Annotated in this window: 30 protein-coding genes; 13 read left to right on the plus strand and 17 right to left on the minus strand. The window is 62.8% G+C overall.

From position 1 onward, the window contains the following. Positions 1-339, plus strand: coding sequence for a hypothetical protein (locus AC6JBC_RS06375; protein WP_449473171.1), 339 nt, complete (start codon positions 1-3; stop codon positions 337-339). On the opposite strand, the gene AC6JBC_RS06380 is transcribed toward AC6JBC_RS06375, so the two are convergent. After that, the gene (locus AC6JBC_RS06380) at positions 336-935 is read right to left on the minus strand and encodes a DUF2585 domain-containing protein (RefSeq protein ID WP_498025953.1); all 600 of its coding nucleotides are present in this window, start codon (positions 933-935) and stop codon (positions 336-338) included. The two genes, AC6JBC_RS06375 and AC6JBC_RS06380, sit on opposite strands and share 4 nt — an antisense overlap. 27 nt (positions 936-962) lie before the next feature. Here AC6JBC_RS06380 and gmk point away from each other — a divergent pair, with 27 nt between their 5' ends. Next, a complete protein-coding gene (gene gmk, locus AC6JBC_RS06385) occupies positions 963-1,628 on the plus strand; it encodes a guanylate kinase (protein ID WP_498025954.1) in 666 nt (221 codons plus the stop codon). A gap of 53 nt (positions 1,629-1,681) precedes the next feature. Here the strand turns inward: gmk and AC6JBC_RS06390 are convergent, their stop codons facing one another. Continuing rightward, a complete protein-coding gene (locus AC6JBC_RS06390) occupies positions 1,682-2,752 on the minus strand; it encodes a class I SAM-dependent methyltransferase (RefSeq protein WP_498025955.1) in 1,071 nt (356 codons plus the stop codon). Continuing rightward, positions 2,742-3,644 (minus strand): prolipoprotein diacylglyceryl transferase, encoded by a 903-nt coding sequence (gene lgt, locus AC6JBC_RS06395; protein WP_464788570.1) that lies wholly within the window; start codon positions 3,642-3,644, stop codon positions 2,742-2,744. Before lgt ends, AC6JBC_RS06390 begins: the two co-directional genes overlap by 11 nt. Before the next feature lie 155 nt (positions 3,645-3,799). On the opposite strand from lgt, the gene AC6JBC_RS06400 reads away from it, so the two are divergent. Next, positions 3,800-4,510 carry a helix-turn-helix domain-containing protein gene (locus tag AC6JBC_RS06400; protein ID WP_498025956.1) on the plus strand — a complete coding sequence of 237 codons (711 nt, stop codon included), beginning with the start codon at positions 3,800-3,802 and terminating at the stop codon, positions 4,508-4,510. A 238-nt stretch (positions 4,511-4,748) separates the two neighbouring features. On the opposite strand, the gene rplI is transcribed toward AC6JBC_RS06400, so the two are convergent. The 8 genes from rplI to AC6JBC_RS06440 form a co-directional block, all read right to left on the minus strand. After that, a complete protein-coding gene (gene rplI, locus AC6JBC_RS06405) occupies positions 4,749-5,345 on the minus strand; it encodes a 50S ribosomal protein L9 (protein ID WP_449473163.1) in 597 nt (198 codons plus the stop codon). Positions 5,346-5,358: 13 nt separating this feature from the next. Then, positions 5,359-5,583 carry a 30S ribosomal protein S18 gene (gene rpsR / locus AC6JBC_RS06410; RefSeq protein WP_004212076.1) on the minus strand — a complete coding sequence of 75 codons (225 nt, stop codon included), beginning with the start codon at positions 5,581-5,583 and terminating at the stop codon, positions 5,359-5,361. Between the two features lie 13 nt (positions 5,584-5,596). Next, positions 5,597-6,019 (minus strand): 30S ribosomal protein S6, encoded by a 423-nt coding sequence (gene rpsF / locus AC6JBC_RS06415; protein WP_464788572.1) that lies wholly within the window; start codon positions 6,017-6,019, stop codon positions 5,597-5,599. A gap of 228 nt (positions 6,020-6,247) precedes the next feature. Further along, positions 6,248-6,610, minus strand: a complete 363-nt coding sequence (locus AC6JBC_RS06420; RefSeq protein WP_498025957.1) for an RcnB family protein — start codon at positions 6,608-6,610, stop codon at positions 6,248-6,250. 124 nt (positions 6,611-6,734) lie between these two features. Continuing rightward, complete coding sequence (locus tag AC6JBC_RS06425) at positions 6,735-7,940, minus strand: ABC transporter permease (RefSeq protein WP_498025958.1); 1,206 nt, start codon at positions 7,938-7,940, stop codon at positions 6,735-6,737. A 181-nt stretch (positions 7,941-8,121) separates the two neighbouring features. Next, positions 8,122-8,823, minus strand: coding sequence for an ABC transporter ATP-binding protein (locus AC6JBC_RS06430; RefSeq protein WP_498026015.1), 702 nt, complete (start codon positions 8,821-8,823; stop codon positions 8,122-8,124). Position 8,824: 1 nt separating this feature from the next. Continuing rightward, positions 8,825-10,258, minus strand: a complete 1,434-nt coding sequence (locus AC6JBC_RS06435; protein ID WP_498025959.1) for an efflux RND transporter periplasmic adaptor subunit — start codon at positions 10,256-10,258, stop codon at positions 8,825-8,827. After that, positions 10,251-11,699, minus strand: a complete 1,449-nt coding sequence (locus AC6JBC_RS06440) for an efflux transporter outer membrane subunit (protein WP_498025960.1) — start codon at positions 11,697-11,699, stop codon at positions 10,251-10,253. Before AC6JBC_RS06440 ends, AC6JBC_RS06435 begins: the two co-directional genes overlap by 8 nt. A gap of 171 nt (positions 11,700-11,870) precedes the next feature. Between AC6JBC_RS06440 and fabD the strand changes: the two genes are divergently transcribed. The 6 genes from fabD (at position 11,871) to mltG (ending at position 16,848) form a co-directional block, all read left to right on the plus strand. Further along, positions 11,871-12,806, plus strand: coding sequence for an ACP S-malonyltransferase (fabD, locus tag AC6JBC_RS06445; protein ID WP_498026016.1), 936 nt, complete (start codon positions 11,871-11,873; stop codon positions 12,804-12,806). Positions 12,807-12,838: 32 nt separating this feature from the next. Beyond that, on the plus strand, positions 12,839-13,264 hold the full coding sequence (locus tag AC6JBC_RS06450; RefSeq protein WP_498025961.1) for a GxxExxY protein: 426 nt from the start codon (positions 12,839-12,841) through the stop codon (positions 13,262-13,264). A gap of 1 nt (position 13,265) precedes the next feature. Further along, positions 13,266-14,006: a 3-oxoacyl-[acyl-carrier-protein] reductase gene (gene fabG / locus AC6JBC_RS06455; protein ID WP_498023434.1), complete on the plus strand. Its 741-nt coding sequence runs from the start codon at positions 13,266-13,268 to the stop codon at positions 14,004-14,006. 191 nt (positions 14,007-14,197) lie between these two features. Continuing rightward, positions 14,198-14,431 carry an acyl carrier protein gene (locus AC6JBC_RS06460; protein WP_006950224.1) on the plus strand — a complete coding sequence of 78 codons (234 nt, stop codon included), beginning with the start codon at positions 14,198-14,200 and terminating at the stop codon, positions 14,429-14,431. Between the two features lie 175 nt (positions 14,432-14,606). Then, the gene (gene fabF / locus AC6JBC_RS06465) at positions 14,607-15,866 is read left to right on the plus strand and encodes a beta-ketoacyl-ACP synthase II (RefSeq protein WP_498023437.1); all 1,260 of its coding nucleotides are present in this window, start codon (positions 14,607-14,609) and stop codon (positions 15,864-15,866) included. Between the two features lie 10 nt (positions 15,867-15,876). Next, complete coding sequence (gene mltG / locus AC6JBC_RS06470; protein ID WP_498023439.1) at positions 15,877-16,848, plus strand: endolytic transglycosylase MltG; 972 nt, start codon at positions 15,877-15,879, stop codon at positions 16,846-16,848. 90 nt (positions 16,849-16,938) lie between these two features. Here mltG and AC6JBC_RS06475 read toward each other — a convergent pair whose 3' ends face one another. Continuing rightward, on the minus strand, positions 16,939-17,358 hold the full coding sequence (locus AC6JBC_RS06475; protein WP_498023441.1) for a sugar transporter: 420 nt from the start codon (positions 17,356-17,358) through the stop codon (positions 16,939-16,941). A gap of 95 nt (positions 17,359-17,453) precedes the next feature. Between AC6JBC_RS06475 and AC6JBC_RS06480 the strand changes: the two genes are divergently transcribed. The 4 genes from AC6JBC_RS06480 to AC6JBC_RS06495 are packed head-to-tail and all read left to right on the plus strand — an operon-like array spanning position 17,454 to position 20,168. Then, positions 17,454-17,993 (plus strand): peroxiredoxin, encoded by a 540-nt coding sequence (locus AC6JBC_RS06480; RefSeq protein WP_498023443.1) that lies wholly within the window; start codon positions 17,454-17,456, stop codon positions 17,991-17,993. Positions 17,994-18,030: 37 nt separating this feature from the next. Then, complete coding sequence (locus AC6JBC_RS06485) at positions 18,031-18,522, plus strand: 2'-5' RNA ligase family protein (RefSeq protein ID WP_498023445.1); 492 nt, start codon at positions 18,031-18,033, stop codon at positions 18,520-18,522. 58 nt (positions 18,523-18,580) lie between these two features. Next, positions 18,581-19,576: a porphobilinogen synthase gene (gene hemB / locus AC6JBC_RS06490; RefSeq protein WP_498023447.1), complete on the plus strand. Its 996-nt coding sequence runs from the start codon at positions 18,581-18,583 to the stop codon at positions 19,574-19,576. Between the two features lie 4 nt (positions 19,577-19,580). Further along, entirely contained in the window at positions 19,581-20,168 is a 588-nt protein-coding gene (locus AC6JBC_RS06495; RefSeq protein ID WP_498023449.1) for a gamma carbonic anhydrase family protein, read from the plus strand. Between the two features lie 23 nt (positions 20,169-20,191). Here the strand turns inward: AC6JBC_RS06495 and AC6JBC_RS06500 are convergent, their stop codons facing one another. From AC6JBC_RS06500 to zwf, 5 genes are all read right to left on the minus strand, one after another. Continuing rightward, positions 20,192-20,704: a hypothetical protein gene (locus AC6JBC_RS06500; RefSeq protein WP_498023451.1), complete on the minus strand. Its 513-nt coding sequence runs from the start codon at positions 20,702-20,704 to the stop codon at positions 20,192-20,194. A gap of 53 nt (positions 20,705-20,757) precedes the next feature. Further along, positions 20,758-21,375: a bifunctional 4-hydroxy-2-oxoglutarate aldolase/2-dehydro-3-deoxy-phosphogluconate aldolase gene (gene eda / locus AC6JBC_RS06505; RefSeq protein ID WP_449473134.1), complete on the minus strand. Its 618-nt coding sequence runs from the start codon at positions 21,373-21,375 to the stop codon at positions 20,758-20,760. After that, positions 21,375-22,340, minus strand: coding sequence for a glucokinase (glk, locus tag AC6JBC_RS06510; protein ID WP_498023454.1), 966 nt, complete (start codon positions 22,338-22,340; stop codon positions 21,375-21,377). Before glk ends, eda begins: the two co-directional genes overlap by 1 nt. A gap of 109 nt (positions 22,341-22,449) precedes the next feature. Then, positions 22,450-24,276 carry a phosphogluconate dehydratase gene (gene edd, locus AC6JBC_RS06515; protein WP_498023456.1) on the minus strand — a complete coding sequence of 609 codons (1,827 nt, stop codon included), beginning with the start codon at positions 24,274-24,276 and terminating at the stop codon, positions 22,450-22,452. After that, positions 24,269-25,723, minus strand: a complete 1,455-nt coding sequence (zwf, locus tag AC6JBC_RS06520; protein WP_498023458.1) for a glucose-6-phosphate dehydrogenase — start codon at positions 25,721-25,723, stop codon at positions 24,269-24,271. Before zwf ends, edd begins: the two co-directional genes overlap by 8 nt. Positions 25,724-25,740: the final 17 nt, after the last annotated feature.

The following is a 25,740-nucleotide window of genomic DNA, read 5'->3' on the forward strand; positions in this document are numbered from 1 at the left end:
ATGAAGAAGATCACTTCCAAACAGCCGCTTGTCACCGTCCGCCCCCCGCGCAAGGCAGGGCTGCTGCGAAAGACGGCACGCCTGGGCGCGGCCGTCGTCGCGGCCCGCGTTGCTGCGGCGACCGGAAAGAAGGGCGTGGTTGGACTCGTCGCGGGCATGGGCGCCAAGCGGTTGATCATGCGCTATCCGCTGGGCGCGCTGTTCGTTACCGGCGCTTATTTGGCGGGCAAGGCTTATGAGACGAAGCGCGAAGTCGATCGCAAGCGCGCGGTCAAGGCGCTGCCTGATCTTAGCAACGAACCGGTGCCGATCACCGAAGCCCGCACGAAAAAGGCCTAAAGGGCTGATTGCCAGCTTTTTACCGCTTCAATCGGCCAGGCCAGCATCAGCACGTTGAGCGTAAGATTGTCGCGGATCGCCACTAGTGCGATGATTTCCAGTGCGATGCCCGCGCATATCGTCACGGCGACCGGCGCGCGGGCCGCGAAAAGGAAGCCGAGCGCCATCATGCCGATATCGCTCATCGAATTCAGGATGCTGTCGCCACTATAGCCCAGCGCGATCGTCGCCGCACGGTAGCGATCTATGATGATCGGCGAGTTCTCCAATATCTCCCAGACCGATTCGACCAGCACCGCCAGCGCAAAGCGTGGGCCAATCGGTTGCCGCCGCATCAACGCCCACGCGCCTGCGTAAAAGAGGAAGCCGTGGATCACATGGCTTAGGCTGTACCAATCGGCGATATGCTGACTGTTACCGCTGTCCAGTGCCCCATGCCAAAGCTCGACATGGCCGCAAGTGCAGATCGGCGGTCGCGCCATCAGGAACAGCAGCGCGCAGGTCAGCAGTACGATGATCCCGGCGGCAACGAAGCCCCGGCGGTTGCGTAGTGCCTTGCGTCTCAACGATCGTCCCCCTTCACGGCCTCTTGCCAAACGCGTTCCACGGCGTCACTAGCGGCCATGGCCGACAGCATCCCTATTGAGGCGCCCGATTTCAAGCGGCGTGGCGTGCTCTTCGTTCTTTCCTCGCCTTCTGGCGCGGGCAAATCCACCATCGCGCGTAAGCTCCTGGCTGCTGAGCCGGACCTTGCCATGTCCGTTTCCGCCACCACGCGGCCGATGCGTCCGGGCGAAGTGGAGGGCAAGGACTATCATTTCGTCGATCTGGAGGAATTCCGCCGGATGACGGCGGAGCATGAATTCCTCGAATGGGCGCACGTCTTTGGCCAGCGCTACGGCACGCCGCGCGCGCCTGTCGAGGCCATGTTGAAGAGCGGCCGCGACGTACTTTTCGACATCGACTGGCAGGGCGCGCAGCAGCTTCACCAGATCGCCGGGGGCGATGTCGTTCGCGTGTTCATCCTTCCTCCCTCGATGGAAGAGCTGGAACGCCGCCTGCGCGGACGTGCGACCGACAGCGAAGAAGTGATCGAAGGCCGCATGTCCCGCGCCGCCAATGAAATCGCGCATTGGGACGGCTATGATTATGTGCTCTGCAATGTCGATGCGGAGGATTGCTTCAGGCGGGTTCAGACGATCCTTCACGCCGAACGCATGAAGCGCAGCCGCCAGACCGGCCTAATCGGCTTCATCCGCCGGTTGAGCCGTTATCATCAGGAAGATTGAGGAAGCGTAGTTTTCTAGCCTCCGTTGGTTTCCAGCGACGGCGTGAGGCTGATCTACCTCTCAAATCCCGCCGGTTCCGCCCAATCCGGATGCACCCAGGCCATCGCCTTGAATAGTGTCCCCATGGCGTCCTCGGCAGTCAGCCGCAGTCGCGCAGCCTCCACCTCCGCCGCCCGCGGGGGAGACGTGCGCGCGAGCTGGTCGGCCCGCGCATCAATGCCTAGCTTTCGCAGCAACTCACCCTGGTCCACCGGCCCAAGCACTCGCAGGCCCGCCTGCCGCGCCATATTGCCGATCATGGTGAAATCGACATGGGTCGTAAGATCGCTTTCGCCCGGTTCCAGGAAAGGGTCCGCAAACTGGTGTTCGCGCACGGCCTGCAACGTGTCGCCGATCGCTGGACCTTCATAGCCATAGTCGATGATGATCGCGGCGCCGCCTTGCCGCGCGATCCGCTGCGCCAGTTCCAGCGCGATGGCGGTCCCAGCCAGCGGTATTTCAATGATCGCTCCGTCGGGAGCGTCCGCCGCGATGGTAGGAATGCCCGATTCGACCCGCCGATAGCCCGACACGGCCTCGAAACGGTTCGAGTCGGCCTCATCAGGGCAGATGACCACCCGCTCGCGCCATTCGTCACCTGAACGGATGATCTGGCGGACGGGCAGAGCGTCGAAAAACTCGTTCGCGACGACGAGCAGCGGCGCATTGTCCGGCAGGGCGGCAACGCTGTCGTGGTGAAAGACGTTCGGGACGAGTGCGCGTTGTCGCTCGCGCAAGGTCGGACTGGTTTCGACGAAATGGGGCTGGGGCGTTAATCCCGCGCTGCCCATGGCGCGCAGCGCATCGGACGCGAGGGTGCCGCGCCCCGGACCAAGCTCAACATAAAGTGCGTTGGGGCGGCTGCCGGATCGCATCCACAGGTCTGCCAGGCACAGGCCGACCAGTTCGCCGAACATCTGGCTGATCTCCGGCGCGGTGGTGAAATCGCCTGCCGCGCCCAGAGGATCGCGCGTGCCGTAATAATGCTGGTTCGCCTCGGCCATATAGTGGGCGACCGAGATCGGCCCCCCGGCATCAATCTGCCGGGCTAGCCGCTGGGCGAGGGTCAGCGGTTCAGCTGACACTCGCGCTCCCCGCGATTGGCTCCACGCGAACGCGGCGGCCCTTTGCGGTTGCTATCAGGTAAAGGCCGCCGAGGATCATCGGGACGCACAGCCACTGGCCCATGTGAAGGCCGGTGCGCGCCGCAAATTCCATCAACTGCGCATCGGCTTCGCGGAAATATTCCACGCCGAAACGGAATATGCCGTAGCCGAGCAGGAAAATCCCGACGAGCATTCCCGGCTTGTAGCGGGCGCGCGTCTTCCAGAAGGCGAAGGCGAGGATGAGGAACAGCACGATACCTTCGAAAAAGGCTTCGTAAAGCTGGCTCGGATGGCGGGGGAAGGGGCCGCCGGTCGGGAAGATGATTGCCCACGGCACGTCCGTTTCCTTGCCCCACAGCTCGCCATTCACGAAGTTGGCGAGGCGGCCGAAAAACAGTCCGAAGGGCACACAGCAGGCGACGAAATCATGGATGCGCAGCCATGACAGCTTTTCTTTCCGCGCCATGTAGAGGATGCCGAGCGACACGCCGATTGCGCCCCCATGGAAGGACATGCCGCCGTTCCACAGTTTGAAGATATCGAGCGGATTGCGCAGGATTTCGGGCTGGTAGAAGAAGACATAGGCCAGCCGCCCGCCGATGATGATGCCGAGCGTTGCGTAGAAGATCATGTCGTCGGCATGCCGCCGCGCCATCGGCGAACCCGGCTGGGCGATCAGCTTCAGCAGATACCAGTAGCCGATCAATATGCCCGCCAGATAGGCGAGGCTGTACCATTTGAGCGTGAAGAAGCCGAGGTCGAGCGCGACCGGGCTTAGCCCTAGCTGATCGAAACGAATGGCGCCCGAAGCCGCGGCGGCAAGGTCTAGGATCAAGTTGTCGGTCCCCTTCGGAAATATGGCCTTCGCCATAGAGCAGGATAGGGTAAGGAGGAAAGGGGGCTGTTATTTTCATCGGGTACGGGATGACAGCTAAACAGAATGAGGCGGAGGAAGATGGCCCGGATCGGTCCAACCCGCTTCAGGCATTAACTTACTGTAAACCCGTTAAATGCGAGTATCATGCCATGGCTATCGATCCGATCATGGAGCAATCCCCCGAGTCCGGCGACAAGCGCGCCGATATTCGTTGGCCCATTCGCCTTGAGGTGGCCGAAGCACTGGGTGAGGCATCGGCGGACGTCGTGGTTCACGATATCTCCACGGCGGGGATGCTGATTGAAACCAGCTCAAAACTGCAGCTTGGCCAGGACGTGCTTTTGTCCCTGCCTGAAGCGGGCTCCGTCTCCGCCCGCGTCGTGTGGCAGGATGAACCGTTATTTGGATGCCGTTTCGATGAGGCGCTTCCCCAAGCCGCTGTCAGTGCGACCCGGCTTCGCAGCACGGTGCGCAGCAATGGCAGGCCGGTCGATCATGCCGCCGATGCGCAAAGCCCCGAAATGTTCCCTGCGCGTCTGCGCCGGTTGCGCCGCGAACGCGGCCTCAGCCGGGAAGCGTTGTCCAGGTTGACCGGTTTCAGCAAGCCATCGCTGTGGGCGTGGGAGGTGGGCAAGACCATGCCCCGGCGCAGGAGCCTGGTTGCCCTCGCCCAGGCATTCGGCCTGACCGAGCAGCAGTTGCTTGTGGGTGAGGCGGTCGCGCCATCGTACGGTCCCGCAGGGGCGGGCAATGCCCGCCTGGGTCGGCAGCTTCATGATGTCATCGACTCAGCGAAGCGGGAAGTCGCGAAACACGCAGGCGTCGATGTCTCGCAGGTACAGATCCGCATCGATTATTGAAGCGCCGTTGAGTGGGTGCGTGGGCCGAATTTTTACTCCGACCCGACCGTTGGCTTAGAGCCTGTCGACTGGCTCTACCTTTGGAAAGAAAAGCGCTTCGACAAGCTCAATCCGAACAGCGCTTTACGTAAAAATAAACACCAAGCTCCGGCAGGATCGCAACATCCAGCATCCGCTAACCAACCAAAAAAAAAGCCGCCCGGTGAGGGGCGGCTTTCTTTTTGTCCGTTGTGGAAACTCAGGCTTCTTCAGCCGGAGCTTCTTCCGCTTCCACGGCGATTTCGCCGGGTTCCGCGTTCGGATCATAATCTTCGGTGAAGCCAGCCTCGTCCTTTTCGAACAGGTCAGCCATCACGTCGACACCCTGCGCCTGCAGATCAGCTTCTTCTGGCGAGCGGGCGACGTTTACCTGAATGGTGACGGCGACTTCGGGGTGCAGCGCGACCTTGACGTCGAACACGCCGAGCGTCTTGATCGGGCGTTCCAGCACGACCATCGCCTTGGTGACGTTGGTGACACCGTCAGCCTGCAGCGCTTCCACGACGTCGCGAACTGCGACCGAGCCGTAGAGGTGGCCAGCGTTCGACGACTGGCGGATCAGGACGATCTGCTTGCCGTTGACGCCTTCGGCAGCCTTTTCAGCGTCGCCACGGCGGGCGGCGTTGTCGGCTTCGATCTTCGCGCGGTTGGCTTCGAAGACCTTCTTGTTGGCGTTGTTGGAACGCAGCGCCTTCTTGTTGGGCAGCAGGAAGTTACGAGCGTAACCGTCCTTCACGGTGACGACGTCACCGATGGCGCCCAGCTTCTCGATCCGTTCGAGGAGAATGATTTCCATGAGTCTTACTCCCTCACTTCACGATGTAGGGCAGCAGGCCCAGGTGACGGGCGCGCTTGATGGCCTGGGCCAGTTCACGCTGCTTCTTGGCGGACACCGCAGTGATGCGGCTGGGGACGATCTTGCCGCGCTCGGACACGAAGCCCTGCAGCAGACGGACGTCCTTGTAATCGATCTTCGGCGCATCCTTGGCGGCGAAGGGGCAGCTCTTGCGGCGGCGGAAAAACGGGCGTGCCATTGTTCAGATCTCCTTATTCGCCAGCCGGGGCGTCTTCGCGGTCGCGGCGCGGGCCACGATCTTCGCGAGGACCGCGGTCACCACGATCGCCGCGCGGACCACGCTCGGCGCGTTCCTGCTTGCGCATCATCACCGACGGGCCGGTTTCCAGCTCATCGACCTTGACGGTCATGTAGCGGATGACGTCTTCGTTGATCTGCGTCTGGCGCTCCAGTTCCGCAACCACACCAGCGGGGGCGTCGATGTTCAGCATCACATAGTGAGCCTTGCGGTTTTTGGCGATCTTGTAGGCGAGGCTGCGCAGGCCCCAGGTCTCGACCTTGGTCACCTTGCCGCTGTTATCCTCGACGATCTTGGTGGCGGTTTCCGCCAGTGCGTCCACCTGCGCCTGTGCCAGATCCTGGCGCGCAAGGAACACATGCTCGTAAAGAGCCATGGGTATTGCCTCATCTGTTGGCCGATCGCTGACGTCCACCCCATGTGGAACGCCCCTCCGGCTGTCGTCTCAAGCACTCATCCGCGTGGCCCCGAGTCACCCCGTGGCCGTGCGAAGCGGCGCCTATGGCCGAAATGCGCCGGGTTGGCAAGGGTGGACGCAAGAGAAAGCGCCCCGGAGGGAGAGAGGTCCCCGGGGCGCTTTCTGGCCGCTCGATTGAGCGAAGCCTTAACGGATCGCGCTGCCGATCACTGCGCCGATGATCCCGCTGGTGATCGCGACGAGCACTGCGTCATTGCCGGAACGGACCCAGTGATAGCCGCGCGGGGGAGCGTTCAGGCGATAGTCGCGATAATTGTTGATCACGCGATAATCGCGGGCGTAGCGGCGGTCGAAGCGCTGGCCCTTGCCCCAGCGGCGATAGTCGTTCTTGCGCACGACCGTCTTGTGCTTCACCACCGTGCGGCCGTGGGGGCCATGCTTGACCACGCGGGTCACTTCGCGATGGGGCGCGGCCTGTGCCTGCGCAGCGACCATCGGGCTTGCCACCATCGTGGTTGCAGCCAGCGTCATCAGCAGTTTCTTGATCATCTCACTTGCTCCTTGCTTTAAATCTGTCGCGCCGTTTGCTCCGGCGTTGAGGACAGGTTTAGGCAAGACTTGTCGCAAGCTTGTGCCGATACGGCGGCTTAACTGTCTGAAATTGTAACAGCCCTCATTCGTGCCGCAACGCGTCGATGGGATTGAGCGCCGCCGCCCGCCGTGCCGGGAAATATCCAAACACGACCCCGATCGCGGCGGAAAAGAGGAAGGCGATCATGTTCACCTTCACATCGAAGATGAAGGGCACCTGCATCAGCGGCGCAATGACGACCGACGCAACCAGGGCAAGCACCAGGCCGATGAGGCCGCCGAGGCAGGACAGCACGATCGCCTCCACCAGAAACTGCATCAGCACCTCGCGCGCGACCGCGCCGATCGCAAGGCGTATGCCGATCTCCCGCGTCCGCTCCGTCACCGAGACCAGCATGATGTTCATGATGCCGATCCCGCCCACCAGCAGCGAAATGGCCGCGACCGCCGCCACGATCTGGGTCAAAATCGTGGTGGTGCCGGTGAGCGTGTCGCTGATCTGCTTGGTGTCGAAAACGTTGAAATTATCCTCGCCGCCCGGCTTTACCTTGCGCCGTTCGCGCATCAGTTCTTCCAGGCTGGCCTGCACCGTGGATGTGTCATAAGCGTCGTCCACCGCGATCATGATCTGGCTGATGTCGCGGTCCCCGGTGAAGCGGCGCTGCACGAACTTGATCGGCATGACGACGACATCGTCCTGATCGCCAAAGCCGCCCTGGCCGCGCGTCGCCAGCGCGCCGATAACTTGGCAGGACACGCCCTTGATGCGCAGGCGCTTGCCGGTCGGATCGCTGCCCTGGAACAGGTTCGTGCGCACCGTATTGCCGATGATGCAGACGGCTTTGCCGGCCTCTTCCTCCTCCGGCATGAATAGCCGACCGGCATCGGCCTTCCAGCTTTGCACCTCGAAATAGGAGGCGGTGGTGCCATAGACGGTGGTCGACCAGTTGCTGCCTTCATAGATGGCGGTGCCGCTGGATTGCACCAGCGGTGCGACCGCACGCACGCCGGTCAGCTGATTTTCGATCGCCGTCAGATCGGCTGGCTTGAAATCGGGAGGCCGGGGGCCACCGCCGCCCCGGCCAAAGCCCTGGCCCGGCCGCAGTTGCAGTACATTGGCGCCCAGCGAGCTGATCTGCTGACGCACGGCAGCCGTCGCGCCATTGCCCAGCGTCACCATGGTAACCACCGCCGCCACGCCGATGATGATCCCCAGCGTCGTCAGGAAGCTGCGCAGCTTGTGCCGGTTGATCGCCCGGAAGGCGAGGGTGATGGTGGTGCCTAGCATCCCATTCTCCTCACCCCTTCAGGGGGCAGGATAGGGAGCCTTGCTGCTTCAGCAGTTAGGCGGACTTGGAGAGGGGGAGGGCACGCGCGATCCCCTCTCATCCAACTTCGCCGAGGCGCCTTCGTCGCAAAGGTTGCGTATTCTTCTCCCCGGAGGGGCGAAGGTTTGAAGGAAGCCCCTCTCACTCCTTCACCCCCGTATCGATCCGCTCCACCAGCCCGTCCTTGAAATGCACGATTGTGCGGGCATAGGCGGCCATGTCAGGCTCATGTGTTACCATCACCACGGTAATGCCGCTGTTCCGGTTGAGGTCGGCCAGCAGTTCCATAATTTCTATCGATCGCTCTGAATCCAAATTGCCTGTAGGCTCGTCTGCCAGCAGCACGGCAGGCTGCGTCACGATTGCGCGCGCGATGGCGACGCGCTGCTGCTGGCCGCCAGACAGTTCGGCGGGTGTATGGTCCCACCATTCCTTCAACCCCACCTTGTCGAGCGCCGCCATGCCCGCGTCATAGCGCGCCTTCTTGTCCTCGCCCCGGTAGAGAAGCGGCAATTCGACATTCTCCAGCGCGCTCGTCCGGGACAAGAGGTTGAAGCCCTGAAAGACAAAACCAAGATAGCGGCGACGAAGCAGTGCCCGCTGGTCACGGTCAAGCGTTTCGACGTGTCGGCCCTTGAACAGAAATTCGCCGCCGCTCGGCACATCGAGGCAACCGATGATGTTCATCGTCGTCGACTTGCCAGACCCCGAAGGCCCCATGACCGCGACGAAATCCCCTTCCTTAATGTCGAGGTCGATGCCCTTAAGCGCCTGAAAGGCGGTAGCGCCCGCACCATAGATCTTGGACACGCCGCGCAAGGAGATGATCGGATCAGCCACTATGTCAGGTTCCGTTCTGCCGCCCGGTGCCGCGTGGCTCGCCGCCGCCTCCGGAGCGGTCCCGCCGCTGGCCGCCACCGTTCGAGCTGTCCTCCGGAGGCTGTTCCTGTCCCGCCGCGAGCTGGCCCGTGATGACCCGCATGCCTGGCTTTAACCCGCCACCAGTGATTGCCGTGCGCGCTCCGTCACTGGCGCCGACGGTCACCTGCAAAGGCTTGGGATCGCCGTCCTCGCCCACGACATAAACGGTCTGGCTGCTGCCGATGCCAAAGCTGACCTGCCGGTTGGCGCCGCCACGGCGGAAGCGTCGAGGGCCGGGTACGATCTGGCTGGTGATGCCGCCGCCCTGACCAGCGCCCGTGTTCGGCTTGAACCGGAGCGCCGCGTTCGGCACCAGCAGGACGTTGCTCAGCTGCTGCGTGACGATGTCGGCGGTCGCCGTCATGCCCGGGCGCAGTGTCTCATCCTTGTTATCGACACCTAGCACGGCCGTGTACGCCACCACAGTCCCGCTGGTGCTTGCCGTCGTACTGCTGCCTGATGAGGAGGATGACGAACTGCTCGAAGCGTTGGAGCCGACATTGACCCGCGTTACCCGAGCGGGAAAGCTCCTACCGGGAAAAGCATCGACGGCGAAAGTTGCCGCCTGTCCTTCTTTCACCTGGCCGACATCGGCTTCGTCCACCGCGACTTCGACCTCCATCTTGGTAAGGTCTTCGGCAATGGTGAACAGCACCGGGGCATTGAAGGACGCAGCAACCGTCTGGCCGGGCTCGATGTCGCGCGACAGGACGACGCCGGTTACCGGCGACACGATCTGTGCAATGGAAAGATTGGTCTGCGCCGTGGCAAGCTGAGCGCGGGACACACTGACCTGCGCCTGCTGCGCGCGCAGATTGCCAACAGCAGACTGATAATCCGCCCGTGCAGCGTCCAGCTCCGTCTTGGCAGGCACGCGCCCGCCCGACAGACGGAAGACGTTCAATTGCCGGTCGAGCGTCGCCTTTGCGAGCGCGACCTGCGCCTGTGCCTGACTGACGCTGGCCTGCGAGGCGGCCACCTGCGCCCGGTTCTGGGTGACGGAATCCACCAAGCGCCGCGTATCAAGCTCGGCCAGCCGCTGTCCCTTCGCGACGCGATCATTCACGTCAACATAGACGCGCGTGATCTTTCCCGACTGTTCAGAGCCCACATCCACCTGATTGATCGGCTTTAGATTGCCGGTTGCCGATACCGTCACCGTCAGGTCGCCGCGTCGCACCTCACGCGTGGCGAAGTTCGGCTTGTCCTCCCCTGAAAAACAGCGGGCTAACAGCAGGACTAAGATCAGCAACGCTAATCCGACAGCGCCGCGTACCACCCATTTGCGCCAAGGGCGTTCAGGGCGCGCGCCGAGAAATTCGTCCAGATCCTTGTCCGTGCTCACATCTTCACTCATTGGGGCGGTTGTCCATATTCTGCCAGCCGCCACCCAACGCATTGTAGAGCTGGGCGATGGCAAGGACCTCATCGGCTTGCGCAGCCGCAAGGCTGTTGCGCGCGTTCAACAGCGTGGTTTCGGTGTTGGAAAGAGTCTGGAAATCTATGAGCCCAGATTGATACTGGCTGCGCGCCAGCAGGGCGGCATTGTTCGACGCGTCGAAGGCGGTGGCGAACTCTGCCTTGCGCTGGCGGGCGCTGTTCAGGGACGCCATGGCATTTTCCACATCTTCCAGCGCGGTCAGCACGCTCTGCTTATACGCGGCAAAGGCGGCATCAGTAGCGGCCCTTTGCGATCGCACCTGCGACGCGAGCCGTCCGCCGTCGAAGATCACCTGTGCGATATTGGCGAACACGCCCCCGGTAATGATGTCGAACAAGCTTTTGATGCTGCTCGCATTAGTGCCGATATTCCCGCTGATCCCAAGGGACGGGTAAAGCTGCGCCTGCGCCACGCCGATCCGCGCAGTCGCCGCCGCCAAATTCCTCTCAGCCGCCCTTACATCGGGCCGCTGGCGCAGCGTATCGGCCGGGATGCCAGTGGCGATCGTGGTGGAAGCAACCGGGATCGGGGCAGGGGCCTCCAGCGCGCGCGTGGCTTCGCCCGGCGCTTGCCCGGTCAGCACGGCGATGCGGTTCAGACTGCCGCGCAGGTTCGCCTCCAACTGCGGGATCGTTGCATTCGTCTGGGCCAACTGGGCACGCGCCTGCTGCTCGTCGAGCGACGAAACCAGCCCCGCCTGAAGCCGCCAGTTTGCGATATTGTAATTGTCCCGCTGGATCGCCTGCGTTTCGCGAGCGATGAGTAGCTGCTCTTGCGCCTGCCGGGCCTGAACATAATTGGTGACCAGTTCGGCGATGATGGTCATGCGCACATTGGCAAGGTCATAGCCCGACGCGGCGAGGTCCGCGCGCGCCGCCTCAGCGGATCGTGACAATTCGCCGAACAGGTCGATCTGCCAGCTCGCATTGGCGCCCAGCGAATAGCTACTGCTCCAGCTGTCCGATCCGGTGGACACGACATTGCCGTCGATCACCCGCGTGCCGCCGCCACGATTGGAATAATTCCGCCCGCCAGAACCCGACGCGTTGACTTGCGGCAGAAACGCCGCCCGCGCCTGCGCCAGCGACTCCCGCGCCTGCCTCAATCGCGCCTGCGCCTGGACGATGTCGAGGTTGCTCGTCACCGCCTGATCGATCAGCCCTGTAAGCGCTGGATCATTGAGGCGCGTCCACCAGCGCGCAAGCTCCGCCTCACTCAACGCCCCACTCGCCGGTGCCGTATAATAGCTGCCAGGTACCCCTAATGCGGCCGGTTGCGGCGCCCGATAGTCAGGCCCCGCCGCGCAAGCCGAGAGCGTCAACGCCGTCCCGCTGATCCAGCCAATGCGATATCGCACCTTTTCCTTGCACTCCGTCGTCGTTAAAGGGACGCCACCTTGGGGGTTGAGGCGGTCCAGTCAGGGAAACTGCCGAAAGGGACCTGATGTCTCAACGGCATTTGTGTCTCAAAGTGTAACGATGTTGAAAAACGGCGCTTTTGCAGGCGTCCTTGCGTCAGAAGGTGAATGATGAGGGCATTTCTTTTTCCGGGGCAGGGTAGCCAGTCGGTTGGCATGGGGAAGGCTTTGGCCGAAGCGAGCCCAGCCGCGAAGGAACTGTTTCAGGAGGTCGATGACGCCCTGTCGCAACATTTGTTCCGCATCATGGTGGAAGGTCCGGAAAGCGACCTCACCCTCACCGAAAATGCGCAGCCAGCGATCATGGCCAATGCTCTCGCAACCTTGCGCGTGATGCAGCGCGAAGGCGGCTTCTCGCTGGCGGAAAAGGGCGATTTCGTCGCGGGGCACAGTCTTGGCGAATATAGCGCGCTCTGCGCCGTCGAAGCGTTCGACATCGGTACGACCTCGCGCCTCCTGAAGCTGCGCGGCCAAGCGATGCAGGCGGCCGTCCCGGTTGGTGAAGGCGCGATGGCGGCCCTGCTCGGCGCCGACATCGAAAAGGCGCAGGCCTTGGCCGATGCAGCGGCGGAAGGCGAAGTTTGCACCGTCGCGAACGACAATGATCCGAGCCAGGTGGTGATTTCCGGCCATCGCGGCGCAATCGAGCGCGCCGTCGCCTTGGTAAAGGATCACGGCATCAAGCGCGGCGTGCTGCTCCCCGTTTCGGCGCCGTTCCACTGCCCGTTGATGCAACCCGCCGCCGAAGCGATGGAAGAGGCGCTGGCCAAGGCAGCGATCAACACACCGCTGCTTCCGGTCTATGCCAACGTCCTCGCTGCTCCCATCGCAGACCCCGAGGACATCAAGCGCCGCCTGGTCGAACAGGTGACCGGCCGCGTCCGCTGGCGCGAATCCGTCGCCGCCATGTGGGACGCAGGCGTCACCGATTTCGTCGAACTAGGCGGCAAAGTGCTCGGCCCCATGGTCAAGCGCATCGCCCCCGACGCCACAGTGCGCAGCGTCGTCACCATGGACGACATCGAAGCCGCCCTCGCTGGATTTTGATTCACGCGGAGGCGCGGAGACGCGGAGGGCTCTTGGTCGAGATCGATCAAATCAGCGGCGATGTTCTGGACGTTGCGCTGCGGATGCATCGCGAACTCGGCCCCGGCCTGCTCGAAAGTGTTTATGAGATGATCATGGCGGCCAAGCTGGCCGCTATGGGTTATCAGGTCGAACGGCAGCGTCCAGTCGACATCGAATATGATGGCTTGAAACTTGATGCTGCGTTTCGGATCGATTTGCTTGTCGGTGGCCGCCTGCTGGTGGAAATCAAATCAACGGAGAGGTTGAGTCCCGTCCATGGCAAGCAATTGCTGACTTATTTGCGACTGACCCGGCAGCCTGTAGGGCTGCTTATCAATTTTGGCGGCGCTACGCTAAGGGAAGGGGTGAAGCGTGTAGTCAATGACTATCGCCCCTCCGCGTCTCCGCGCCTCCGCGTGAACCAAAATGGAGAATGAGATGTTCGATCTGACAGGCATGACCGCGCTGGTTACTGGCGCTTCCGGTGGTATCGGTTCAGCGATTGCCCGCTCGCTCGCGGCGCAGGGTGCGACGCTCGCGCTTTCGGGCAGCAATGAGAAAAAGCTCAAGGCTTTCGCTGCTGAGTTGGGCGGCGACCACAAGACGCTGGTTTGCAACCTGTCCGATCCTGCATCGGTCGATGGCCTCGTCGCTCAGGCCGTGGAAGCGCTGGGCGGCAAGATCGACATCCTCGTCAACAATGCCGGGATCACCCGCGACAACCTGATCCTGCGAATGAAGGACGAGGAGTGGTCGGATGTCATCTCGGTCAATCTGGAAGCCGCCTTCCGCCTTTCCCGTGCCGCTGCCAAGCCGATGATGAAGGCGCGCTTCGGCCGCATCATCTCAATCACCTCGATCGTCGGCGTCACCGGCAATCCCGGTCAGGCCAATTATGCCGCGTCAAAGGCAGGCATCATTGGCATGTCCAAATCGCTCGGCCAGGAACTGGCGAGCCGGGGTATCACCGTCAATTGCGTCGCGCCCGGCTTCATCCGCTCGGCCATGACCGACGCGCTCAATGATGCGCAGAAGGGCGCCATCCTTCAAAAGATCCCCGCAGGCGACCTCGGCACAGGTGAGGATATCGGCGCTGCCGTTGTCTATCTCGCCAGCCGCGAGGCAGGCTACGTCACTGGCCAGACCCTGCATGTTAATGGTGGCATGGCGATGATTTGACGCTCGGTAAGAGGCGGGAAGGGGCAGATCATCCTCGCAACTGGACGGCCTTGTGCCATTCAGGCGCACGGAAGGGCGGGAATCATGCGTTTCGATCTTTTCTTGCCTCTTGCCTCCGTCGGGGCTTGCCTCTAGGGCATGCCTTAACAAATATTCACAACCTCAACGATACCCAGTAAAAAGGACCACTCATGAGTGAGACCGCGGATCGCGTTAAGAAAATCGTCGTCGAACATCTGGGCGTCGAAGCCGAAAAGGTGACCGAGGATGCAAGCTTCATCGATGATCTGGGCGCAGACAGCCTCGACATCGTCGAGCTGGTGATGGCGTTCGAAGAAGAATTCGGCGTGGAAATCCCCGATGACGCAGCTGAGAAGATCGGCACCGTCAAGGACGCCATCGATTATATCGACAGCAAGCAGTAAGAATGTTGCGCGGCTGACCGGGGGGTCGGCTGCCTGACGTTTTTGATGGAAATGGCTCCTCCTGTCCGGCGAATCCGGTCTTGGGGAGCCTTTTCGTATCTGGCCTACCGTTCACAAGCGCTTCCGAAGCAGCTAAGGAGCGGCCCAAACCTATGAAGATTTTCGGAGCAGATATATGCGTCGCGTAGTCGTAACCGGCCTCGGCATGGTGAGCCCGCTTGGCGGGAATGTCGAAACTACCTGGAAGAACATCCTCGCGTCGAAGTCCGGCGCTGCGACGATCGCGCGCTTCGACGCCAGCGAATATAAGTGCCGCATCGCCTGCGAAGTGAAGCCCGCGGACCATGAATATGGCTATGATCCGGGCCTGGATGTCGATCACAAGATCCAGCGGCAGGTCGATCCTTTCATCGTCTATGGCATTTCCGCCGCCAGCCAGGCGCTGCGCGATGCGGGCCTCGATAATATGAGCGAGGAAGAGCGTCTGCGCGCCGGTTGCTCGATCGGGTCGGGGATCGGTGGGCTGCCGGGCATCGAAAGCGAATCGCTGGTGCTGGCCAACAAGGGGCCGAGCCGCGTTAGCCCGCACTTCGTCCACGGCCGCCTCATCAACCTGATTTCCGGTCAGGTCTCGATCAAATATGGCCTGATGGGTCCCAACCATGCGGTCGTCACCGCCTGCTCGACCGGCGCGCATTCGATCGGCGACGCCGCGCGCATGATCGCGATGGATGACGCCGACGTCATGCTGGCGGGCGGCGCGGAAAGCGCGATCTGCCCGATCGGCATTGCCGGTTTTGCCCAGGCCCGCGCCCTTTCGACCGCGTTCAATGACACGCCGGAAAAGGCCAGCCGCCCCTATGACATCAACCGCGACGGCTTCGTCATGGGCGAAGGCGCGGGCGTGGTCGTCCTCGAAGAATATGAGCATGCCAAGAAGCGCGGCGCTCACATCTATGCCGAGGTCATCGGCTATGGCCTGTCCGGCGACGCCTATCACGTCACCGCTCCGCATCCAGAGGGTAGCGGCGGCTACCGTTCGATGGAAATGGCGCTCAGAAAGTCGGGCCTCAGCCTCGCCGACATCGACTATGTGAACGCGCACGGCACCTCGACCCCGCTCGGTGACGAGCTGGAGCTGGGCGCGGTGAAGCGCCTCTTCGGCGACAATATCTCGACCATGTCGATGAGCAGCACCAAGTCGGCCATCGGCCACTTGCTGGGCGGCGCGGGCGCGGTGGAAAGCATCTTCTGCATCCTCGCCATGCGCGACCAGATCGTGCCGCCCACGCTCAACCTTGATGAGCCGAGCGAAAGCTGCGCGGGCGTCGATCTCGTCCCGCATGTGGCGAAGGAGCGGAAGGTCCGCGCGGTACTGAACAACAGCTTCGGCTTTGGCGGCACTAATGCGTCGCTCATCATGAAGGCGATCTGAGGACAAAGCCATGCGGCGGTTCGGGCTGGTTATCCTTGCGATCGGCCTGGCCGTCGCCGCCTTCGTGGCGTTCCGCTTCGTCTATGGCTGGACCGAAGCGGGGCCTGCGCCGCGCGACATCAGCGTCGTCGTGCCCGATGGCGCCACCGTCGCCGATGCCGCCGTTCTCCTGAAGCAGGCGGGGGCGGTGCGTTCCGCCGACGCTTTCCTTACCCGAACCAAGGTGTTCGGGCGTGGAAAGTCGATCAAGGCGGGCGAATTTCTGATTCCCAAGGGCGCCAGCAACGCCGACATTTTCTCCATCCTTCAAGGCGGCAAGACGTTGACCCGCCTCGTCACCATACCGGAGGGCATGCCTTCCATCATGGTCCATGAACGGCTGATGGCGAATGACGAGTTGACCGGGGATGTCTCGGTCCCCGCCGAGGGCAGCGTGCTTCCCGACAGCTATGCCTTCGACAAGGGCGAAAGCCGCGCTGCCGTGCTGAAGCGTATGCAGGACGCGATGACGAGCACTCTCGCCAAGCTATGGGCCGAACGCGCGCCCAACAGCGTGGCGAAATCGCCCAGGGAGGCGCTCATTCTCGCGAGCATCGTCGAAAAGGAAACCGCCGTGCCCGCAGAGCGGCCCACCGTCGCGGGCGTCTATGGCAATCGTCTGAAAGCCGGGATGATGCTTCAGGCCGACCCGACCATCATCTACCCGATCACCAAGGGCAAGCCGCTTGGCCGTCGCATCAAGAAGTCGGAGATCGCTGCGGTCAACGACTATAACACCTATGCGATGACAGGTCTGCCCAAGGGGCCGATCGCCAACCCCGGCAAGCTGTCGATCCTGGCAGTGCTGCATCCCGCCGAAACGAAGGCGCTCTATTTCGTCGCTGACGGAAAGGGCGGCCACATCTTCGCCGACACGCTCCAGCAGCATGATGAGAATGTCCGCAAATGGTTCGAAATCCGCCGGGCGCGCGGAGAGCTTTAAGAGTGTTGTAGATCCTCCCTACGCCAAAGGCGTGGGGAGGGGGACCGCCGCAAAGCGGTGGTGGAGGGGAAATGGCACCCCTCCGCCAACTCACCGCAGCAAACCCCTCGCCCTCAACCGCATCGAATAGAGCAACTGCCCCACCGCAATCGCGAAAATCACCGCCGGAAACACCGCCGCCGATGCGCCCTTCACCGTCCACAAATCGGTGCCCAAAAAACTGTACCCGAACTGCACCACGACAGCGACCACGGACAGCGCGAACAATGCCACTGCCGCCGCCTTCCGGAGTAACAATAGCATGGCTCCCGCCGTGCCTGCGCCCACCGCGACGGCATAGGCCGCCCAAGCCCAATCCGGCATCTCTGCAAAGATGCGAGCGGTGTAGGGATCGCTTTTCGCCAGCGCCGCCAGATCAGCGCCATATTGCATGGCAAAGGCCGCCACTCCGACCAAATTCCAGATCAGCAGGCCGATTGCGATGAATTTGAAGGATCGTGACGCGCGCATATGAGTTTCCCCTCCCTGAAGCCTTTGCCCACGTAGCCGACCATCATATAGATGCGTTTCACCGCGTGAAAGCATGCTGACCGGGAGATGATGAAATGCTCGGACGTTCCGTACCTGATGTTACGCTGAAGACCCGCGTGCGCGATGAAAGCGTTGGCGGCCCCAATCCTTTTCGCTGGCAGGATGTTCAGACGGGCGACCTCTTCAAGGGCAAGCGAGTGGTCGTATTCTCGCTGCCCGGCGCCTTCACCCCGACCTGTTCGACCGAACAATGCCCCGCCTTCGAACGCTTCTACGACGATTTCAAGGCACTGGGAGTTGATGACGTTTACTGCATTTCGGTCAATGACGCCTTTGTCATGTACCAATGGGGCAAGCATCTGGGCGTCAGGAATGTGAAGCTGCTGCCCGACGGATCGGGCGACTTCACGCGCCGCATGGGCATGCTGGTGAAGAAGGACCATCTCGGTTTCGGCGATCGCAGCTGGCGCTACGCCATGGTGGTCGATGACGGTCAGGTGGTCGCATGGTTCGAGGAGCCCGGCATCAACGATATCGGGGAGGATGACGATCCCTATGGCCAATCGAGTCCGGAACCGGTGCTGGAATGGTTGAAGGAACATCCGGCTGACTGAAGGCACGGGCACCGCGCCCATCCTATTGACGGCGCTTATGGGAGCGGAGGACTTCGCCTGGGCGGATGGCCTCCGCCTCGCCCATTTCCCGCCGGAACGCAACAAGGTGCCCGCCCATATTTCGCTCTTTCATCATCTGCCGCCGACGCTGTTGCCGGAATTGAGCGACAGGATGAAAGGGCTTTGCGCCGGGCCATCCCCGCTCGCGATGATAACCGGCGTCATGTTGCTCGGCCGGGGCGTCGCGTTCGACGTGCGCAGTGACGGCCTGCTCGCCATCCGGGACGAACTGGCCGAAGCTTTTCGCGGCTTGCTCACCCCGCAGGATCAGGCGCGTCCCCGCTTGCACATCACCGTCCAGAACAAGGTCGATCCTCCTGTCGCTCGCGCACTAGCTGATCAGTTGAAGGCAGAGTTTCGTCCCCGCCAGCTCCGCATCGCGGGTCTAGCGGCCTGGTATTATCGCAGCGATGGATCGTGGGATCTCGCCAAGAAGGTGAGCTTTCGCTCCACCCGCATCCTTACATAGCTTCGACATGGGCCAGCGGAACCTTGATCGGGCGGTCGGGGCGGCCTAAACCCCGCCGATGACCCACGCTTCTTATCCGGCGCTCCGCCTGCGCCGCACCCGCGCCGCCGCTTGGACCCGCGCGCTGCACGCCGAAAATCGCCTGCACCCGAGCGATCTCATCTGGCCGCTCTTTGTGACCGAAGGGCAGGGGGTGGAAGAGCCGATCGCATCCCTTCCCGGCGTCTCGCGCTGGTCGGTCGATGGCATGGTGGCCCGTGCGCGGGAAGCGCACGGTGCGGGCATTCCCTGCCTCGCCCTTTTCCCCAACACGCAGGCCGATCGCCGCAGCGATGACGGAGAGGAAGCGCTCAACCCCGACAACCTCATGTGCCGCGCCATCCGCGCTATCAAGGATGCGGTGCCGGACATCGGCATCCTGACCGACGTCGCGCTCGATCCCTATACCGCCCATGGTCAGGACGGCCTGCTCGACGAGCAAGGCTATGTCATCAACGACGCCACCATCGACGTCCTGATTGGCCAGTCCCTCAACCAGGCAGCGGCGGGCGCGGACATCATCGCGCCCAGCGACATGATGGACGGCCGCGTCGGCGCGATCCGGGAGGCGCTGGAGGAAGAAGGCCACGCCAATGTCCAGATCATGGCCTATGCCGCCAAATATGCGAGCGCCTTCTACGGCCCGTTCCGCGACGCCGTCGGCTCCAGCGGCCTGCTGAAGGGCGACAAGAAAAGCTATCAGATGGACCCCGCCAACAGCGAAGAAGCGCTGCGCGAAGTCGCGCTAGACCTCGCGGAGGGCGCGGACAGCGTGATGGTGAAGCCGGGCCTGCCCTATCTCGACATCATCGCCCGGGTGAAGGACCGGTTCGAGGTGCCCGTATTCGCCTATCAGGTGTCGGGCGAATATGCGATGATCGAAGCCGCCGTCGCTGCGGGAGTGGGCAACCGCGACGCGCTGGTGCTGGAAACGCTTCTCGCGTTCAAGCGCGCCGGTTGCTCGGGCGTTCTCACCTATCACGCGCTTCACGCCGCGCGGCTGCTGGGAGCCTGACGCCATGCCCGATCATCCACACGCCGCCCATGCCGATCATCCCGGCGCCACCATCCTGACCTTTGGCGGCAAGACCCCTGTCATCCACCCCAGCGCCTTCATCGCGCCGGGCGCGCGCATCATCGGTGATGTGGAGATCGGGCCGGACAGCAGCATCTGGTATAATTGCGTGGTGCGCGGCGACGTCAACGTGATCCGCATCGGCGCGCGCACGAACATTCAGGACGGCAGCGTCATCCACTGCGACGGCCCCGATCCCGCCAAACCGGACGGCTGGCCCACGATCATCGGCGATGATGTCCTGATCGGTCATATGGCGATGATCCACGGCTGCGAACTCAAGGATCGGGCGTTTGTCGGTCTTGGCGCGGTGGTGATGAACGGCTGCGTCATCGAAAGCGACGCGATGCTGGCCGCTGGAGCGCTGTTAGCGCCCAACCGCACGGTCCCGCACCGTCAGCTCTGGACCGGCCGACCGGCCAAATATATTCGTGACCTCACCGACGAAGCGCTCATCAACATGCGCGAAGGCGTTGACCGCTATGTCCACAATGCGAAGGCGCATAAGGGCGCGTTGAAGGCGGAGGGCTAGCTAACTCTTTACGGGCAGGGATATCAAGGCTGAGCCAGCCGCCCCTTAACCGCATCGATCCGGTCATTCTGCGAATCCACGATCGCCAGCGCCACCTTGCGCGCCGCATCGATCTGCTCCACCCCACCCTTGGCTTTGTCCTCCGCCAGCGCATTGCTGCGCTCGACATAAAGCGTGTCGAGGCTAGCCAGCGCCGAGACGCTATCGTTGCGCGCGGCCTCCAGCGCACTGATCGCAAGCTGCGCCGCGACCCAGGATTCGCTGGACACCGCCGCGCCCGCAGCAGCGCGCGTTGCCCGATCCGCGCCGGGCCATGCCTTGTCGAACGTCGCACTGCCCGCCTGTGCCTGCACCGCAAGTCGGTCAACCTGCGCCAGCAAAGCTGGATCAGCCTCAACCAGCGCTGGAGCAGCCGGAGCTTCTCCCACCGGGGCATTCTCCACCGCCCGCTTGGCGAGTGAAGGATAGCCCGTCAGCGTCCCGGCACAGCCAGAAAGGAAAAGGGCGATGGAAGGGAGCAGCCGACGCAGGATCATGGCGATGATCTAAGGCGGGAAATGCCGCTGTGCAATGGTGGCAGCGTGAAACGTCAGCGCGGCAGGGCCGCCGCCTCGCGCGCCAAAGCCTCGATCTTCGCGGCATCGACCGGCCCCTTGGGCACGACCCAGCTACCGCCGACGCATTTCACAAAGGGTTCGGCTAGCCATTTGGGCGCGCTTTCCGCCGTGATGCCGCCCGTCGGGCAAAAGCGCGCGACATGCAGCGGCGCGGCCAGCGCCTTCAAAGCGGGCAGCCCGCCCGAAGTCTCCGCCGGGAAAAATTTGAAATGGGTGAGGCCCAGGTCCAGCCCGCGCATGATGTCGCCTGCCGTGGCCGTTCCCGGAAGAAAAGGCACCCGCGCCGCGATCGCCGCCTTGCCCAGCGGTTCAGTGAGGCCAGGGCTGACGATGAACCGCGCGCCTGCCTCCATTGCCGCGTCCAGTTGCGACGGGTTCAGCACAGTGCCAGCGCCGACGACCGCGCCCTCGACCTTCGCCATCTCGCGGATCACGTCAAGCGCGGCAGGCGTCCGCAGCGTCACTTCCAGCGCGGGTAGGCCGCCCTTCACCAGAGCCTGCGCGATGGGCAGCGCGTCTTCCACCCGATCCACCACCAACACCGGGATGACCGGCGCCAGCTCCATGACCTGTTCAACGCTGAGCGACATTATTTCTTCTCCCGAAAGGCGGCGGCCGCCCCGTAAAGTCCAATCTCTTCATGCACCGCAAGGCGGATGGGCACCGTCGCCATCAGGCTTTCAAACCGCCCCTTGGCGATGAAGCGCCGATGAAAGCCGCTCTGTGGCAGCAAGCCGCGCATCCGTTGCGTCAGTCCGCCTGCCAGCACGACCGCGTTCGGCCCCTGCGCCAGCGCAAGGTCGCCCACGACCGATCCATAACAAAGGCACAAGCGATCGAAGGCCGCGCGAGCGAATTCGTCCGTGCCGTCGATCGCGGCCTGCCACAGTTCTGCATCCTCCATCAGGACGACGCGGTCATGGCCGATCGTTGCCATCGCCTTGTAGATATTGTTGAGCCCCGGCCCCGACACGATCCGCTCGGTCGACACGCGCAGGAACTTGTCGCGCAGATAGGCGAGGATCTTTTCCTCCAGCGTATCAAGCGGGGCGAAGTCGAGATGCCCGCCTTCGGTCGCGATCACATGCGGCTCGCCATCGTCGAATGCGATCATCGCGACGCCAAGGCCTGTTCCTGGCCCCACCACCGTAACGCCGCCGTCGCGGGGAAAAGGCCGGTCCTGCCCGAACAGCAGCGGCAGATTGTCGTCGGGCAGGCGGGCGACGGCATGCGCTACCGCTTCGAAATCATTGACCAGCCGCATCTGCTTCAGGCCCAGTTCTTCATCCAGCGTATCCGGACGAATCATCCAGCTGCTGTTGGTCAGCTTGATAACGTCCCGCCCGATCGCCGTAGCAAAGGCAATGGCCGCCGCCTTGGGCAGGTCGCCGCCCTCATCATGCGCGAATGCGGCCCAGCAGGCCTGCAGGCTGGGAAAGTCGGCAACCTTATATTTTCGCACCTTGCCCAGCGTCGGGACATTGCGCGCGTTCAGCTTGGCCCGTGCGAAGCGGGCATTGGTGCCGCCAATGTCGGCAGCGATGATGTCGGTCATAGGACCTCTCCAATCATATCGTCATCCCAGCGTAAGCTGGGATCTCGTGAGGCCGGGCCGTGCCCTCTCGCCTGAGATGCCAGCATGCGCTGGCATGACGGGTGGGGGATTATAATTCAGCTTCCATCGCAGCCAGGATCGGCGAAGCGCCCTGTTCAGCAAGATCGCTATTATGCCGGAACAGTGCGAACAGCTCGCGCCCCGTGTCATAGGGCGCAGGCGGCGGCACGGGCATCTCCCGCGCCTCCCATTCCTTCGCCTCGACCAGCGCCTCGACCAAGCCCTTTTCCGCGCAGACCCGGACCATGTCACCGTCACGCAGCTTGGCGATCGGTCCACCGCCCAAAGCCTCGGGAGACAGGTGGATCGCCGCAGGCACCTTGCCCGAAGCGCCTGACATACGCCCGTCGGTCAGCAACGCCACGCGGAACCCACGATCCTGCAACACGCCCAACGCCGGGGTCAGTTTGTGCAACTCCGGCATGCCATTGGCGCGCGGCCCCTGGAACCGCATGACGACGACAACGTCGCGCTCCAGCTCGCCCGCCTTGAAAGCGCGCAGCACATCATCCTGATCGTGGAAGATCGCCGCCGGGGCCTCGACCGTCCATCGATCCTTGTCCACCGCGCTCACCTTCATGACGCAACGGCCAAGATTCCCCGCCAGCAGCCGCATGCCGCCATCGGGGCTGAACGCGTTGGAAACCGGGCGCAGGATCGCTTCATCGCGCGATGCCGGGACGTCCCGCCATTGCAGCGCCTCATCCTCCAGCACCGGCTCCTTGCCATAATCGGTCAGGTCCGCGCGCGCGACAGTCATGATGTCCCGATGCAGCAGACCATTGTCCAGCAGTTCGCGGATCACCACCGACATTCCGCCCGCCATATGGAAGTTGTTCACGTCCCCGGCACCATTGGGATAGACCCGCGCCAGCAGAGGCACGACATCCGAAATCTCGGCAAAGTCGGTCCAATCGACATGAATGCCCGCTGCTCGCGCAATGGCGGGGATATGGATCGCATGATTGGTCGATCCGCCCGTCGCCATCAGGCCGATGATCGCGTTGACGATTGCCTTTTCATCAATGCAATGGCCCAGCGGCCGATAATCATCGCCATCCCAGCCGATGCTCGCCAGCCGATGCACTGCTGCCCGCGTCAGCTCGCTGCGCAGCTTCGTGCCCGGATTGACGAAAGATGCGCAGGGCATGTGCAGCCCCATGACTTCCATCATCATCTGGTTCGAATTGGCCGTCCCGTAAAAGGTGCAGGTGCCCGCGCCATGATAGCTGGCGCTTTCGGATTCCAGCAGCTCTTCCTTGCCGACCTTGCCCTCGGCGTACAGCTGCCTGATCCGCACCTTCTCCTTGTTCGCCAGCCCTGAAGGCATCGGCCCGGCAGGCACAAGGATCGTCGGCAGATGCCCAAAACGCAGCGCACCGATCAGCAGCCCCGGCACGATCTTGTCGCAAATGCCCAGCAGCAGCGCGCCTTCGAACATCGCGTGGGACAGGGCAATCGCCGTCGAAAGCGCGATCGTGTCGCGGGAAAAAAGCGACAGGTCCATGCCCGCCTGTCCCTGCGTCACGCCATCGCACATTGCGGGTACGCCGCCTGCTACCTGCGCCGTCGCGCCGACTTCGCGCGCGGCGATCTTGATCGCTTCGGGATAGCGGCCATAGGGCTGATGCGCCGACAGCATGTCATTATAAGCGGTGACGATGCCGATATTCATCGCGCCGCCGGTGCGGATCACCGGCTTGTCCTCGCCGCTCGCCGCAAAGCCATGCGCCAAATTGCCGCAGGACAGTTGCGCGCGGTTGGTCCCGGCATCCCGGCCACGCTCGATCAGGTCGAGATATTGGCGGCGGCGCGGCGCGCTCCGCTTTACGATGCGTTCGGTGACCTTGGCGATCACCGGATGTAGGTCAGTCATGCCAGCTGGCTCCGTCTCGTTCAATCAGGGCAATGGCCGAAGACGGCCCCCAGTTCCCCGAAGCGTAGGGCGAAGGCTTCACCCCTGCTTCCTTCCAGCCGTCGATGATGGAATCGATCCATGTCCACTGCGCTTCGACCTCGTCCCGGCGCACGAACAAAGTCTGGTCACCTGACAGAAGGTCAAGGATAAGCCTTTCATAGGCGATGCGACGGCGCTGCCCTGCAAAGGCGGCGGTCAGCGACACGTCTAACGTCACTTCCTCCAGATGGACGTCGCGCTCCAGCCCCGGCCTTTTGCTCATGATCAGCAGGCGGATATATTCGTCGGGCTGAAGCCGGATGATCAGCGTGTTGGGCTCCAGTCCCCCATTGCGCCCGAAAATCGAGTGGCGCACAGGCTTGAATTGAATCTGGATTTCCGACTGGCGCGTCGGCATCCGCTTGCCTGTGCGCAGGTAGAAGGGAACGCCCTGCCAGCGCCAATTGTCGATATGGGCCTTCAACGCGACGAAGGTTTCCGTGTCGGAAGCCTTGCCCAATTCGTCACTATAGCCGGTGACGATCTCGCCGCCGACCGCGCCTGGCGTATATTGACCGCGCACGCTGTTCATCTTCACCGTCTCCGCCGTCATCGGGCGCAGTGATCGCAGCACCTTCACCTTCTCGTCGCGCACGGCGGTCGGGTCCATGCGGGCAGGGGGCTCCATCGCGATGATCGACAGGATTTGCAGCACATGGTTCTGCACCATGTCGCGCAGCGCGCCGACGCCGTCATAATAGGAAACCCGGCCTTCCAGACCGACCGTCTCGCCCACCGTGATCTGCACATGGTCGATCGCCGTGGCATTCCACAAAGGCTCGAACATCACATTGCCAAAGCGCAGGGCGAGCAGGTTCTGCACCGTCTCCTTGCCCAGATAATGGTCGACCCGGAAAATCTGGCTTTCGTCGAACAAGGCGCCGATGCCGTTATTGACCTCCTTCGAAGAAGCGAGGTCCTTGCCGATCGGCTTTTCCATCGCGATCCGCGTCGTCGGCGTGATCAGCCCCGCCTCGGCCAGTCCCTCGGCGGTGGGCGCGAAGAGGGAAGGGGGCGTCGACAGATAGACTGACAGCCCGCGCTCGGCCCGTCCATCGAGCCGCTTCGCCAGCTTCCTGAATTGCTCCGGCTTCCCCGCTTCGACGGGCTGATAGCCGATCATCGCCTTCAGCCGCGCCGCGACCTCCGCATCATAGCGATCGGCGCCGACGAACTTTTGCAGCGCCTTGTCGATGTCGGCGCGGAACGCTTCGTCGTCCATCTCCGTGCGGCCCGACGCCACGATCATGAAGTCATCGGGCAGCAGACCATCGCTAAGCAGATTATAGAGCGACGGAAAGATCATGCGGTGCGCCAGATCGCCGGTGGCACCGAAAAGCAGGAACGTGGCAGACGGATCGGTCAAAGGATGCCCTTTTCCGT

The sequence above is a fragment of the Sphingobium sp. RC1 genome, from assembly GCF_059738765.1.